Here is a 13304-nt window from a genome sequence, read left to right as displayed (position 1 = left end):
CAAAACAAAACCGCCCGGACGGTCCAGGCGGTTGAAAAGAATCATTTTTAAGGGGCTGTCGGGCCCGTTCGCCGCACTCAGAAGGCGCGGTCGCGCCGGATCGTCGCCTTGAATTCCTCATCTTCCCGCCGCATCTCGGCGACGACTGATATCATCGATGTCACGAACATTACGCTGATCAGGGCCAGAAGCATCGTCAGAAATGTGAACATTGATATCGTCTCCGGGAGTTATGGGGAAATTCTCCCCGTTCCTCAGTAATAATTCATATACTGGTAACGGGCGGTCAGCTGCGGGTAGTCCGGTCCCTGGGTTTCAGGCTTCTGCTCATAAAGGCTAAACGTCGTTGCTACCATTGCGATAACCAGTACTGTCCAGGCGGTGCTGATGACGCTGATTTTCGCCGAAGTAGACTGTTTTTCTCTTACAAACATATGTCCGTTCCTTTGGTTCTTTCTTAACGCGCCATGTCTCGACATGTTCCGCGTCAAACGTAAAAATCGATTAGCATCGCGCCTGTGAAACTTCCTTGAATGGCTCGTTCATCTGGCGTTCAGGAAACTGGCTAAGGCCGTCATTCGAGAAAAAGATACTCGGCAGCGAATGAAGCGATGATCGAAAGGACGATCATGAAGGCCAGCATTTTCAATTCTCCGGATGCTTAACGAGTGAGGGGCGTTTCGGTTTCCCGATGGCGTGCATTTAAACAAAATAGCTCTGAAACCGCACTGAACGGCCCATTCATCCGTGGTTCAGGCGGTCTCGAACACGGGCTTGGGTGGTAAAAGTCTTGCGCCGAGCCCGTCTCCATGACAAAAGGCGGCACATAACGCCCACCACCTGAGAGCGATATGACGATTGCCTTTTATCCAGGATCCTTCGATCCGATGACCAACGGACATCTGGATGTGCTTATCCAGGCGCTGAGCGTGGCGTCCAAAGTCATCGTCGCCGTTGGCATCCATCCCGGAAAAGCGCCGATGTTCAGCTTCGAGGAACGGGCGGCGCTGATACGCCAGGCTCTTTCCGAGACCCTGCCGGGTGAAGCGGGGCGCATGGAAGTCGTCTCCTTCGACAATCTCGTCGTTGATGCCGCGCGCCAGCACGGCGCACATCTCCTGCTGCGCGGCCTGCGAGACGGCACCGATCTCGATTATGAAATGCAGATGGCCGGCATGAACCGCCAGATGGCGCCTGATATTCAGACCGTGTTCCTGCCCGCCGGCACGTCGTCGCGACCCATTACAGCCACATTGGTCCGGCAGATCGCCGCCATGGGCGGCAATGTCGACGCCTTCGTGCCCAAGGCCGTGCTTGAAGCCCTCAACGCCAAGCTGAAGCGCTGACTTCAGCCCCACATTCTGGAGCCAATCCGATGAAACTCGTTCGATTTGCCTTTGCCGGCGCCATGTTTGCAGGTGTGCTTGCCGCCAGCACATTCGCGTCTGCCGCCGAACTTCTTAACGTCCAGCTGAAGGATGGTCCCGTTGTCATCGAGCTGATGCCTGATGTTGCGCCAAAGCACGTTGCGCAGATCGAGGCGCTGGCCAAGAAGGGCGCTTATGACAACGTGGCCTTCCACCGCGTCATCGACGGCTTCATGGCGCAGACCGGCGACGTGCAGTATGGCAACATGGAGAAGGGCTTCAGCGCCCAGCGCGCCGGCACCGGCGGTTCCGACCTGCCGGATATTCCGGCCGAATTCTCCAAGGTTCCGTTCACGCGCGGTGTGGTCGGCATGGCCCGCTCGCAGGACCCGAATTCCGCCAATTCGCAGTTCTTCATCATGTTTGCCGATGGTCCGTTCCTGAATGGCCAGTACACCGTGGTCGGCAAGGTCGTGTCCGGCATGGAAGCCGTGGACAAGATCAAGCGCGGCGCCGGCGGCAACGGCGAAGTTTCCAACCCCGACCGGATGATCAAGGTCACCGTCGGCAAAAAGTAAGGTAGGGCAATAGAGCCCGAACAGAGGAGAATAACCATGGCCGAGATCAAGGATCCGGAAAACACCATCATCATGGAAACGACGACCGGCAAGGTCGTGATCCAGCTGCTGCCGGAGGTTGCGCCTGGCCACGTCGCCCGCATCAAGGAACTCGTTTCGGAAGGCGCCTATGACGGCGTCGTGTTCCACCGCGTCATTGAAGATTTCATGGCCCAGACCGGCGACGTGCAGTTCGGCAAAAAGGGTTCCGACAGCTTCAACCCGGCCCGCGCCGGCATGGGCGGTTCCGACAAGCCGGACCTGAAGGCTGAATTCTCCGCCATCCCGCACGTGCGCGGCACCTGCTCCATGGCCCGTTCGCAGAACCCGAACTCCGCCAACTCCCAGTTCTTCATCTGCTTTACGGATTCTCCGTGGCTTAACAAGCAGTACACCGTCTGGGGCCAGGTCATCGAAGGCATGGAAGCCATCGACAAGGTCAAGCGCGGCGAGCCGGTGAAGGATCCCGATTCTATCGTTTCCATCAAGCTCGCTTCTGCGGCTTAAGAAATATTGCATCACACCGCTCCGCAGGCGACTGCGGGGCGGTTCGAATGTTGAGAAGGTGTCAGAACCTCTCCGTCGTCATCCTCGGGCTTGTCCCGAGGATCTAACCACGTTGACGATGTGGATCGTTAGATCCTCGGGACAAGCCCGAGGATGACGCCTCGTTAGAGGAAACCTTGTCACCACTTTCCACCCGCCCCATGCAATGCAGGGCGGGTTTTGATATTTTCGAGAGCCCTTGCAATGCGTGTAGACCTGTTCGATTTCGACCTGCCCGAGGAGAATATCGCCCTTCGCCCCGCGAACCCGCGCGATAGTGCGCGCCTGCTCGTGGTCGATCCGAATGAAAACCGTATGGAAGACCACCGCGTCTTTGATCTGCCGTCCTTCCTGAAGCCCGGCGATGCGCTTGTCTTCAACGACACCCGCGTCATTCCCGCCCAGCTGGAAGGTGTCAGGCTGCGCGAAGGTGCGCCGGAGACGGCGGTTTCGGCCACGCTGCACATGCGCGCCGACCAATCGCGCTGGAAGGCTTTCGCGCGCCCCGGCAAGCGCATCAAAGAGGGTGACCGCATCCGTTTCGGTTATGAGCGCGACAATGCCTGCGGCCTTGCCCATCTGGAGGCCACTGTCGAGGAAAAGGGCGAGGAGGGCGAGATCACGCTGCTGTTCGACGTTTCCGGTCCGGTGCTCGATGAGGCGATTGCCTCCGTCGGCCATATTCCCTTGCCGCCCTATATCGCCGCCAAACGGCCGGAAGATGCGCAGGACCAGACCGATTACCAGACCATCTATGCCCGCGAAAAGGGAGCCGTCGCCGCCCCCACCGCCGGGCTGCATTTCACGCCCGATCTGTTTGCCGCGCTGGACAAGGTGGGCGTCGAGCGACATTTCGTGACGCTTCACGTTGGGGCAGGCACCTTCCTTCCGGTGAAGTCCGACGATACCGACGATCACAAGATGCATTTCGAGATCGGTCATGTGTCGCAGGAAACCGCCGATAGGCTGAATGCCGTCAAGGCGCGCGGCGGGCGCATCGTCTGCGTCGGCACAACATCGCTGCGGCTGATCGAAAGTGCGGCCGACGAGAATGGCGTTATTCACCCATGGTCCGATGCCACCGGCATCTTCATCACGCCCGGTTACCGTTTCCGGGCCGTCGACATACTGATGACCAATTTCCACCTGCCGAAATCGACACTGTTCATGCTGGTTTCGGCTTTCTGCGGTCTCGAAACGATGCGTGACGCTTACAGGCGCGCCATCGAAACCGGATACCGTTTCTATTCCTATGGCGATTCCAGCCTGTTGTTCCGGAAAAACTGATGCACGAGAAATTCACCTTCACCCTGAAAGCCACGAGCGGCGGCGCACGCCTCGGCGAAGTCGCCATGCCGCGTGGCGTCATCCGCACGCCCGCCTTCATGCCCGTTGGCACTGTCGGCACCGTCAAGGCCATGTATCTCGATCAGGTGCGCGAGCTGGGCGCCGATATCATTCTCGGCAATACCTATCATCTGATGCTGCGGCCCGGCCCGGAGCGCGTGGCAAGGCTCGGCGGCCTGCATGAGCTGATCCGCTGGCCGCACCCGATCCTCACCGACAGCGGCGGCTTTCAGGTCATGTCGCTTTCCGGCCTGCGCAAGCTGGACGAGAAGGGCGTGACCTTCAAGAGCCATGTGGACGGCTCGCTGCACCATATGTCGCCGGAACGCTCGATCGAAATCCAGGGCATGCTCGATTCGGACATCCAGATGCAGCTCGATGAATGCATTGCTCTGCCGGCCGAGCGCAAGGAAATCGAGCGCGCCATGGAAATGTCGCTGCGCTGGGCGGAACGCTGCCGCGTCGCTTTCGGCGAGCAGCCCGGCAAGGCCATGTTCGGCATCGTGCAGGGCGGCGACCAGCCGGACCTGCGCATTCGCTCGGCTGAAGGCTTGAAACAGCTCGATCTCAAGGGTTACGCGGTCGGCGGCCTTGCCGTCGGCGAGCCGCAGGATGTGATGCTGGGCATGCTCGACATCACGCTGCCGGTGCTGCCCACTGAAAAGCCGCGTTATCTGATGGGCGTCGGCACGCCTGACGATATCCTGAAATCCGTCGCGCGCGGCATCGACATGTTCGACTGCGTGATGCCGACCCGTTCCGGCCGTCACGGGCTTGCTTTCACCCGTCGCGGCAGGGTCAATATCCGCAACGCCCGCCATGCCGAGGATATGCGGCCGCTCGACGAGCAATCCAACTGCCCGGCCTCGCGCGATTATTCCCGCGCCTATCTGCATCACCTCACGCGCTCCAACGAGGCGCTGGGCGGCATGCTGCTCTCCTGGCACAATCTTGCCTATTATCAGGAGCTGATGCAGGGTATCCGCAAGTCGATCGAGGAAGGCCGTTTCGCCGATTTTTATGCGGAAACCATCGAGATGTGGGCGCGAGGCGATATAGACCCGGTTTAGGTTGCAGAGCTTCCCCCACACTCGACGTCATCCTCGGACTTGATCCGGGGACCGAGGATGACGGAGGAGAGGTTTCTATCCGCCGCTTTGAACGCCCCAAACCTTCCTTCTACGGATTTATTCCTTGGCACATGCGCCTTACGTTCTTTTCCGGGATGACACGACCGGCGCGGTGACAGCCTTCACCGAGCCGGAAGAGATCATCGTCGCGGATGAGCCGGAGGCGTTTTTTGCAGCACTTGTACGCATGGAGCAGCTGCGTCGCGACGGGAAATATCTTGCCGGCTATATGTCCTACGAGGCCGGCTTCCTGTTCGAGCCGAAGCTTGCGCCTTTTGCGGCCGAGCCCCGCAACGTGCCGTTCCTTCGCTTTGGCGTCTTTTCCGGCCCGCAGCCGGATGAGGGGCGGTTTGCTCGTCCCACTGACCTGCCGGAAGCGGATGCGTTTCTGTCCGATCCTGCGCCCGCATGGAGCCTTGAAGACTATTGCCAGCGCTTCGAGCGGCTGCACGGGCATCTGCGCCGGGGCGACTGTTATCAGGGCAATCTGACCATGCCGGTCCATGCCCGCTGGAGCGGCGATCCGCTGACGGCCTTCTGGTCGCTGATCGAACGGCAGCCGGTGAAATATGGCGCGCTGGTCGATCTCGGCGGCCCGGTCATCCTGTCGCGCTCACCGGAACTGTTTTTCTCGGTTGATGGGGACGGTTTCATCGAAACCCATCCGATGAAGGGAACGACGCCGCGCGGGGCCGATGCGGAAGAGGACCGGGCGATTATCGCGGCGATGCTCGCGGACGAAAAGACGCTCGCCGAAAACCGCATGATCGTCGATCTGCTGCGCAACGATATTTCCCGCATCACCGAGGTCGGCAGCCTCGATGTGCCGCGGCTTTTCGATATTGAGACCTATCCGACCGTGCATCAGATGGTCAGCCATGTCAGGGCGAAGCTTCTGCCTGACATGACGGTGGAAGACATCTTCGCCGCCCTGTTTCCCTGTGGCTCCGTTACCGGTGCGCCGAAAATGTGGGCGATGAAAATCCTGCGAGAACTGGAGGCAACGCCGCGCGACGCCTATTGCGGCGCAATCGGCTTCATGTCTCCTGATGGTGAGATGCGCTTTTCGGTGGCGATCCGCACGCTCAGCCTGTTCGAGGATGGACGCGCCGTCTTTAATGTCGGCGGCGGTATCGTGTTCGATTCCGTTGCCGAGGCGGAATATGACGAGTGTCTGCTGAAATCGAAATTCGCGGTGGGGGACAGGTTGTTGCGGGGTTAGCTTCCCCCCTCATTCCTGTGCGTGTCACAGGAATGAGGGGGGAAGCTATGACGTAAGCAACCAGATGTGTATCCGTAGAAAAATGGACTCCGGCTTTCGCGTCGTCAGCGCCCGATCACCTCAAACACGCCATTCTCCACCAGCACCTCCTTCGCCGCCGCATGGCTCAGAAAACCCGCAGGGCTGGCGCTGGCGCCATAGGCGCCCGATTGCAGGATGGCGAGGAGATCACCGGCCTTGAGCTTCGGTAGCGCCGCATTGCGGGCGAGCGTGTCGAGCGGCGTGCAGAGCGGGCCGACGAGGGTTGCCGTTTCCTCATGCTCCGCCAGCATCATGGCCGGCGCGACGATGGGATAGTTGCGCTTCACGATCTGGCCGAGATTGCCCGAGGCGGCGAGATGGTGGTGCATGCCGCCATCCATCACCACGAAGGTGGTGCCGCGTGAGTTCTTTACCGAATTCACCTCCGCCACATAGACGCCAGCCGGGCCTGCGAGGAAACGGCCGGGTTCAACGATGATGTGGGCGTTGGCAATCAGCGGATGCGCATGGAGAAGGGCCTTGAGCTCGGGAATGGCGGCGCTGACTTTTTCAAGATCGAGCGCTGTTTCCCCGGCGAAATAGGGGATGCCTAGACCGCCGCCGAGATCGATGGTTTCGAGCGGCTTGCCCAGCATCTCGGCCGTGCGCGCAGCAATGGAAATGCCGTGTCGCCATTGGGAGACAAGCATGTCTGCATCGAGAATCTGCGTGCCGCCATAAATATGGACGCCAACGAGATCGATATATCGGGTGCTCTTGAAGAGCGGCAGGATGTTTTCCAGCTCTTCCTCATCGAACCCGAAGGCCGTGGCCTTGCCGCCCATGCGCATCGCGCCGGCTTGAGCATCCGGCACCGGATTGATGCGGATCGAGGCTTTGACCGGCTTGCCGATCGCCTCGATGCGGCCAATTTCCTCGGCGCTTTCGATGTGGATTTCGCCGATGCCGCCCTCGATCACTTCGCGCAATTCGGCTTTGCCTTTGCCGGGGCCGGCGAAGATGATTTTTTCCGGTACGACACCGGCCTTGATGGCGGCGCGGTATTCGCCGACGGAAGCGATTTCTGCACCCGCACCTTCCTGCCGGAAAAGCGAGACGATGGCGGGCAGGGGATTGGCCTTCACCGAATAATAGATATCGGCAAAACCGCCGAGCGCCGCTTCGAGATCGCGATAGGCGCGGCGCATGGCGGCGGCGTCATAGAGGAAGCAAGGCGTTCCGGTCCCGGCGACAATATCGCGCACGGGAAGTCCGCCGATCATCAAATCGTTCTCGCTTATTTCGAATAACGCGGCTGCAAAGGCCGGGCCATGGTTCTGGTTTTTATCCGTTGGCGCCATTGTCCGTCCGTTCGCGCACCAGCGCGCGGTAATCCACCTTGCCATTGGCCGTGACCGGCAGCCGTTCCACCAGTTCGATGGCGCGCGGGATCATGAAGGGGGCGAGCATTTCGGCCGCCTTCTTCAGTGCCGCCGAAACATCGATATTCTGGTTGGCGGCAGTCGCCACGGCATGCACCTTTTCGCCCGCAAAGGGGTCGGGCAGGCCGATGACGGCGACCTGCTGGAAAAGGCCTGTCGACATCAGGCTTTCCTCCACCTCGGTCGGGCTGATGCGATAGCCCGACGATTTGATCATCGCATCGTTGCGGGCGACGAAGCTGAAGAAACCGTCCTCGTCCTCCACCGCCAGATCGCCGGAATAACAGACGGTCTCGCCGCCCAGCGCCGCCGGAATGAAGGGGTGAGGGCGCAGTACCTTGGCGGTGTCTTCCGGCCGGTTCCAGTAACCAAGCGAGACGGTCGGGCCGCGATGCACGAGAATGCCGGGTTCACCCGGTTTCGCCCTCTGTCCCTCGGCGGTGACGATGAAGATTTCACATTCGGGAATGGCCTTGCCGATGGAGGTCGGGCGGCGGTCGATTTCATCAGGCGGCAGGAAGGTGGAGCGGAAGGCCTCGGTGAGGCCATACATCAGGTAGATTTTCGTGTCCGGCAGCTTCTCGCGCAGCGCTTTTACGGTTTCCTGCGGCACGCGTCCGCCGGAATTGGTGATGTAACGCAGATGCGGCAGAGGCGTCTTTGTGAGCGATGGTGCCGCTTTCGTCAGGATCGCCCAGATGGTCGGCACGCCGGCCAGACCCGTGATGGCGTGGTCGCGCAGATCGCGGACGATCTCATCGCCCAGCCGGAAAGTGGAGATAACAGTGGCCGCGCCCTGTTCCACCGCCGTCAGCAGCTGGTTCAGGCCATAATCGAAGCTGAAAGGCAGGAGGGAAAGAATGCGGTCCCTGCCGGTAATGTCCAGATAGGTGCGCACGATGCGTGCGCCGGCCAGAAGATTGCGGTGCGACAGCATCACGCCCTTGGGCGAGCCGGTGGAGCCGGAGGTATAAAGAATTGCGGCCAGGTCTTCGCCGATCGCCGCCGAAGGCCGGGCGGGTGCGCCGGTGCGGGTCCCAATCTCCTCCGCCAGCAGGACCGTGACATCGGGAAGGTCTGCCAATGCTGCTTCCAGCTCATCCATCATCGCAGCGTCGCTGATGACGATTTTCGCGCCGCAATCCCTGATGATATGGCGGATCTGCTGCGCCTTCAGCAATGCGTTGACCGGCACGAAGACGCCGGAGGCCATGCTCACGCCGAAGATCGACCAGCATTCCTCGATGCCGCGCGGCAGATAGATGACGATGCGGTCACCGCGTTGTGTTCCGGCTTCCTGCAATGCCGCTGCACAACGGGCTGCTGCTTCGGCGAATTCGCGATAATTCAGCGATCGGTCCTTGTGGACAACGGCCTGATCGTCGCTCGCCGCGCGCGCGGCAAGAAGATGGTGCAGCAGGAAATGGGGTGTCATCTCCTCCGTTCCCTGAGGACGAAGGCGATGAGATCGGCCGGCGTGCCGAGATTGTCGGGGGTGAAATGCTCGTCATCGAGAATGATGCCGAAACCCTCACCGAGGAAGATCATCAGTTCCAGAAAGCCAAGCGAATCGATCACGCCGCCTTCGAGAAGCAGCGTATCGGCGGAAAAGGGGGCATAGGCGGGGAAACGGTTGGAGAGGTAGGAATAGATGGTATCAGCAACGTCGATTTCACTCTTTTGCGCTGCAAGCATGCTCGTTCTCCGATTTCCCTCGTGTTCCCCAGAAGACTGCCCGGAACGGCGCTTTGTCTGTAAAGGCCAAGATTCCGTCAAGTCGCGCACGAATCACTAAAATACCTACGGTGGCAATAACACCAACTCTGAGTATGTTTCGTTAATAAAATGTGGGTTCCATACGCCTTTTACTTGTATCGGTGCAGATTTATGTGCGGCAAGCCCGCCCGCCTTTCGCTCTCCCTCAAGCGCCGCCATGGTCAGCGCAAGCCGGCCGTGGCCAAGAAGGTGGCGGGCAATTGCGGATATGTGCCTTTGCGCAACCTGCCGGTCGTCGCAATGGATGAGGCGCGCGGAGGGCAGTCTCTTGGTTGTGGTTTTAAGGAAGACCAGCGGGTGGTGGCGGTTCTCCGCCTCCATCAAGGCCACGATGCAGCCGAGGCGGGCGTGGTCTTCCAGCATGCCGCGCGTTTCGGCGGACAGTGTTTCCGGTTTTATGTCCGCAAGCGGGCGGAGCCGCGCATTCGCCGGGCGCAGTGCCGCAAAGGGCAGCGGATAAAAAAGCGTGCAATCGGTCACCGTCGCAAAGCCCAGCCTCTCATTCAGCCTGCAGGCTTCGGGAGAGGGGGTGAGATCGGTGAAGATTTCGTCCTCATTGGATGAGGCCATCTGCAGCATGCGCGGTGCGAACCAGCGGCAGGAAGGCTCCACATACCAGCTGGACAGGTTGACGATGATCGTGCCGGTGCCGGGCAGGCGGCTTTTGATCGTCAGCAGCACACCTGCGGCGTCGTCGCCCTTCATCAGCAATTGCCCGATCGGGCCCAGTTCGCGCCGCTCGTGATGTTTACTGATGAGCGACAACCCGCGCGACCAGAAGGCCTCGCTTTTCTCCGGGAAGCCTTTCGCCAGAAGAGCGACGGCGGCGACGCGGTTTCCGTTGTCGATCGGTACGATTTTCAGGGTCGCTCTCCGCTGGTCTTGCGCCTTTCGGGGCGGGGAGGGATTTTCAACTCCACCGCGTAGTATCGGCTTACGACGATAGATTTACCGTCCCGTTAATCGCAATGGCTGCAGGCGGTTGGAGGCGATCACATTTGTATGAAAGGCGGGCGCGCGCGGTTACGCGCGTCCCGCCTCTGTCTTATCCAATCAATAAACCACGACGCCGCGGATGCTTTCGCCCTTGTGCATCAGGTCGAAGCCCTTGTTGATGTCTTCGAGCGGCATGGTGTGGGTGATCATCGGGTCGATCTGGATCTTGCCTTCCATGTACCAGTCGACGATCTTCGGCACATCCGTGCGGCCGCGCGCACCGCCAAAAGCGGTGCCCATCCAGTTGCGGCCGGTGACGAGCTGGAACGGACGCGTGGAGATTTCCTGGCCGGCGCCGGCAACGCCGATGATGACCGACTTGCCCCAGCCGCGATGCGAGGCTTCCAGCGCTTGGCGCATGACCTTGGTATTGCCGGTGCAGTCGAAGGTATAATCGGCGCCGCCGATCAGGTCGCCATTACGCTTCGTCATGTTGATGAGATAGGGCACGATGTCCTCGCCGACTTCCTTCGGGTTGACGAAATGGGTCATGCCGAACTTCTCGCCCCAGGCCTTGCGGTCGGGGTTGATGTCGACGCCGATGATCATGTCCGCGCCGGCAAGACGCAGGCCCTGCAGCACGTTGAGGCCGATGCCGCCGAGACCGAAGACGATCGCCGTGGAACCGATCTCGACCTTGGCGGTGTTGATGACCGCACCGATGCCCGTCGTCACGCCGCAGCCGATGTAGCAGACCTTGTCGAAGGGTGCGTCCGGGTTGATCTTGGCGAGCGCGATCTCCGGCAGGACCGTATAGTTCGAGAAGGTCGAGCAGCCCATGTAGTGATGGATCTTGTCCTTGCCGATCGAGAATCGCGAGGTGCCGTCAGGCATCACGCCCTGGCCCTGGGTGGCGCGGATGGAGGTGCAGAGATTGGTCTTGCGCGAGGTGCAGGAATAGCACTCGCGGCATTCCGGCGTGTAGAGCGGAATGACATGGTCGCCCTTCTTGACCGAGGTGACGCCCGGTCCGACATCAACCACGACGCCCGCGCCTTCATGGCCGAGAATGGCCGGGAACAGGCCTTCCGGATCGGCGCCCGACAGGGTGAAATCGTCTGTATGGCAGATGCCGGTCGCCTTGACCTCAACCAGCACTTCGCCGGCGCGGGGGCCTTCGAGTTGAACGGTCATGACCTCAAGCGGCTTTCCGGCCTGAATGGCAACTGCGGCGCGAACGTCCATATCTTATCTCCTGGCATTGTCTTGTGATTGAACAGGGCTGTTTTGCCCGAGCTTGGCTGGAGGGACAAGGGGCAAAGCCCGGTTTGTCGCCCCGAAGAAAACTGCATTGCCGAAATCGGCCCAATCATGCACGGCATGATGGCCGTAATTCATACGTTCTAATTTATTAATAAATGAATTAAGCATATGAATTTACAGTATATTTTTAGATTTTTGTTGGCCTTTGGTTTACGGTTTCCGTGCTAATGACCCCGTGGATTTTAAGAGGTCGGCGAGGACTGCTCCCGAAAAAGCGTTCGCCAATCGACAGGCAATTTTCAGCACCCGGCGGCAGGCCGGATATTTTTTAGCGTGGCAGAAAGCCCGGCGCACCGCTTTTCACAGCGCGCCTTTCCCGCCGCGATGAGCGACATGAAACGGTGTTTTCAGGATGAGCAGGCGGATAAAAAAAACAGCACGGAAAAGGAGCCTTTTTTCGTCGCTCCTTAGAGACCACTCGGGCACCTTCGCTATCATGACCGCGCTGCTGCTGCCGGTTTTCATCATCTTGCTGGGGTTGCTTTTTGAAGGCGGCAGGGCGCTGGCATATTACAACCAGTCCAAGCGGGTCATGGCCATGGCGTGCGAAAGAGCCACCAAGCCCACGCGCACCTATACGTTGCTTGACCGCGTCAGGCGTGACAACGTGACCGCGGCCTTCGATGCCATGATTCAATCCACCAAGCAAAAGGTCCTCTCGCGCCAGGTGGAGGTGGACTGGACCACGACGAAGATCAAGGCTGAGTTCAGTTACGGTCTGATTTTCTCGGAGATGTTCAATCTCGATAAGCTGAAATATCGCCTTGATGAGTCCTGCGAAGGCATCCCGCCCTATCCCGAGGACGATGCGGTCATCATTGACAATATGTTCGAGAGCAATGCTCTCGGCGTCGAGCGAGTTCTGAAAAACGGCGTCACCAAGGAAACCCCCGGCGGCTGCTGGGGTGTCTATCCATTTTCGGAAATCGGATGGGATGGCGGGACCGGACCCGGCGTAGAGTTGCAGGACTGGAGCAGCCCCTGCTGTCGCCGCAATCACAACTGGCAGGGTTATCCGGCGGGCATGGAGAGCAAGAAACTCAACGGGGCCCCCACCGCGAACGACTTGGCCTGCACGCTGAAGGAGGCCGATAAGGTAAAGACCACCGACAAGAACGGAATTGAAAAGAAGGCGGGCACCGAGCTCTCATTGCCAACCCGTTATGTCATGGAACTCGACAGCGACTGGGGCCCGCCTGCGCCCGGCAAGAAAAAAAATATCGAAGCCAATAGCTCGATCTACAAGGATGTCGAGCTTCACCCCGGAATATATAAGATCATGGTTTGGTATAACGGGCGCCGGGCCGTCGAGGACGTCGAAAAAACAAACGGAATCAAGATTTCGCTACAGCAACGGCTCCCCACCCTGAAACCTCAGCAGAAGGTGTGGGAAATGGCCCAGGATAAAAACAATATCGCTTGGACGCCGAGGGATTACAGTTTCAGGGTCAAGGCTTACTCCATCTATCGGGTGACGATCGAAGCTACCGGACTGAGCGACAGCTTCGGCGGCATCATCACGGGCTTCCAGCTTATCTATGTGGATCGAATGGAAGAAGGCTGAGATGAAGTCTTTT

The 13304-nt window shown here is 59.6% G+C and carries 15 protein-coding genes; 8 read left to right on the top strand and 7 right to left on the bottom strand.

Annotated features, from left to right (window positions below):
- Positions 1–77: 77 nt before the first annotated feature.
- Both CFB10_RS24260 and CFB10_RS02460 read right to left on the bottom strand, forming a co-directional pair.
- Positions 78–212, bottom strand: coding sequence for a hypothetical protein (locus tag CFB10_RS24260; RefSeq protein WP_003503032.1), 135 nt, complete (start codon positions 210–212; stop codon positions 78–80).
- 42 nt (positions 213–254) lie between these two features.
- Positions 255–434, bottom strand: a complete 180-nt coding sequence (locus CFB10_RS02460; protein ID WP_003503030.1) for a hypothetical protein — start codon at positions 432–434, stop codon at positions 255–257.
- Positions 435–851: 417 nt separating this feature from the next.
- Between CFB10_RS02460 and coaD the strand changes: the two genes are divergently transcribed.
- The 6 genes from coaD (at position 852) to CFB10_RS02425 (ending at position 6229) form a co-directional block, all read left to right on the top strand.
- On the top strand, positions 852–1346 hold the full coding sequence (gene coaD, locus CFB10_RS02450) for a pantetheine-phosphate adenylyltransferase (RefSeq protein ID WP_026364133.1): 495 nt from the start codon (positions 852–854) through the stop codon (positions 1344–1346).
- A 29-nt stretch (positions 1347–1375) separates the two neighbouring features.
- Positions 1376–1945, top strand: coding sequence for a peptidylprolyl isomerase (locus CFB10_RS02445; RefSeq protein ID WP_020012716.1), 570 nt, complete (start codon positions 1376–1378; stop codon positions 1943–1945).
- Between the two features lie 36 nt (positions 1946–1981).
- Entirely contained in the window at positions 1982–2491 is a 510-nt protein-coding gene (locus tag CFB10_RS02440; protein ID WP_020012715.1) for a peptidylprolyl isomerase, read from the top strand.
- Between the two features lie 243 nt (positions 2492–2734).
- The gene (queA, locus tag CFB10_RS02435) at positions 2735–3817 is read left to right on the top strand and encodes a tRNA preQ1(34) S-adenosylmethionine ribosyltransferase-isomerase QueA (protein ID WP_020012714.1); all 1083 of its coding nucleotides are present in this window, start codon (positions 2735–2737) and stop codon (positions 3815–3817) included.
- Positions 3817–4947 (top strand): tRNA guanosine(34) transglycosylase Tgt, encoded by a 1131-nt coding sequence (tgt, locus tag CFB10_RS02430; protein ID WP_003503021.1) that lies wholly within the window; start codon positions 3817–3819, stop codon positions 4945–4947. Before queA ends, tgt begins: the two co-directional genes overlap by 1 nt.
- A gap of 124 nt (positions 4948–5071) precedes the next feature.
- Complete coding sequence (locus CFB10_RS02425) at positions 5072–6229, top strand: aminodeoxychorismate synthase component I (protein ID WP_020012713.1); 1158 nt, start codon at positions 5072–5074, stop codon at positions 6227–6229.
- A gap of 104 nt (positions 6230–6333) precedes the next feature.
- Here the strand turns inward: CFB10_RS02425 and CFB10_RS02420 are convergent, their stop codons facing one another.
- From CFB10_RS02420 to CFB10_RS02400, 5 genes are all read right to left on the bottom strand, one after another.
- Complete coding sequence (locus tag CFB10_RS02420; protein WP_020012712.1) at positions 6334–7611, bottom strand: type III PLP-dependent enzyme; 1278 nt, start codon at positions 7609–7611, stop codon at positions 6334–6336.
- Positions 7595–9127, bottom strand: coding sequence for an AMP-binding protein (locus tag CFB10_RS02415; protein WP_020012711.1), 1533 nt, complete (start codon positions 9125–9127; stop codon positions 7595–7597). The genes CFB10_RS02420 and CFB10_RS02415 overlap by 17 nt, the downstream gene beginning before the upstream one ends.
- Positions 9124–9387 (bottom strand): acyl carrier protein, encoded by a 264-nt coding sequence (locus CFB10_RS02410; RefSeq protein WP_003503006.1) that lies wholly within the window; start codon positions 9385–9387, stop codon positions 9124–9126. The genes CFB10_RS02415 and CFB10_RS02410 overlap by 4 nt, the downstream gene beginning before the upstream one ends.
- 105 nt (positions 9388–9492) lie before the next feature.
- Complete coding sequence (locus CFB10_RS02405) at positions 9493–10233, bottom strand: hypothetical protein (protein WP_020012710.1); 741 nt, start codon at positions 10231–10233, stop codon at positions 9493–9495.
- 288 nt (positions 10234–10521) lie between these two features.
- Positions 10522–11649: an S-(hydroxymethyl)glutathione dehydrogenase/class III alcohol dehydrogenase gene (locus CFB10_RS02400; protein WP_020012709.1), complete on the bottom strand. Its 1128-nt coding sequence runs from the start codon at positions 11647–11649 to the stop codon at positions 10522–10524.
- Positions 11650–12000: 351 nt separating this feature from the next.
- Between CFB10_RS02400 and CFB10_RS23950 the strand changes: the two genes are divergently transcribed.
- Both CFB10_RS23950 and CFB10_RS02395 read left to right on the top strand, forming a co-directional pair.
- Positions 12001–12138 carry a hypothetical protein gene (locus CFB10_RS23950; protein WP_020012708.1) on the top strand — a complete coding sequence of 46 codons (138 nt, stop codon included), beginning with the start codon at positions 12001–12003 and terminating at the stop codon, positions 12136–12138.
- 25 nt (positions 12139–12163) lie between these two features.
- Entirely contained in the window at positions 12164–13291 is a 1128-nt protein-coding gene (locus tag CFB10_RS02395) for a hypothetical protein (protein WP_020012707.1), read from the top strand.
- The last annotated feature ends 13 nt before the right edge of the window (positions 13292–13304 follow it).

The organism is Agrobacterium sp. 719_389, from assembly GCF_900188475.1.
GTDB classification, from domain to species: domain Bacteria; phylum Pseudomonadota; class Alphaproteobacteria; order Rhizobiales; family Rhizobiaceae; genus Agrobacterium; species Agrobacterium radiobacter.
Note: the sequence above shows the minus strand (reverse complement) of the source record. Positions and strands in the feature narration are given on the sequence as shown.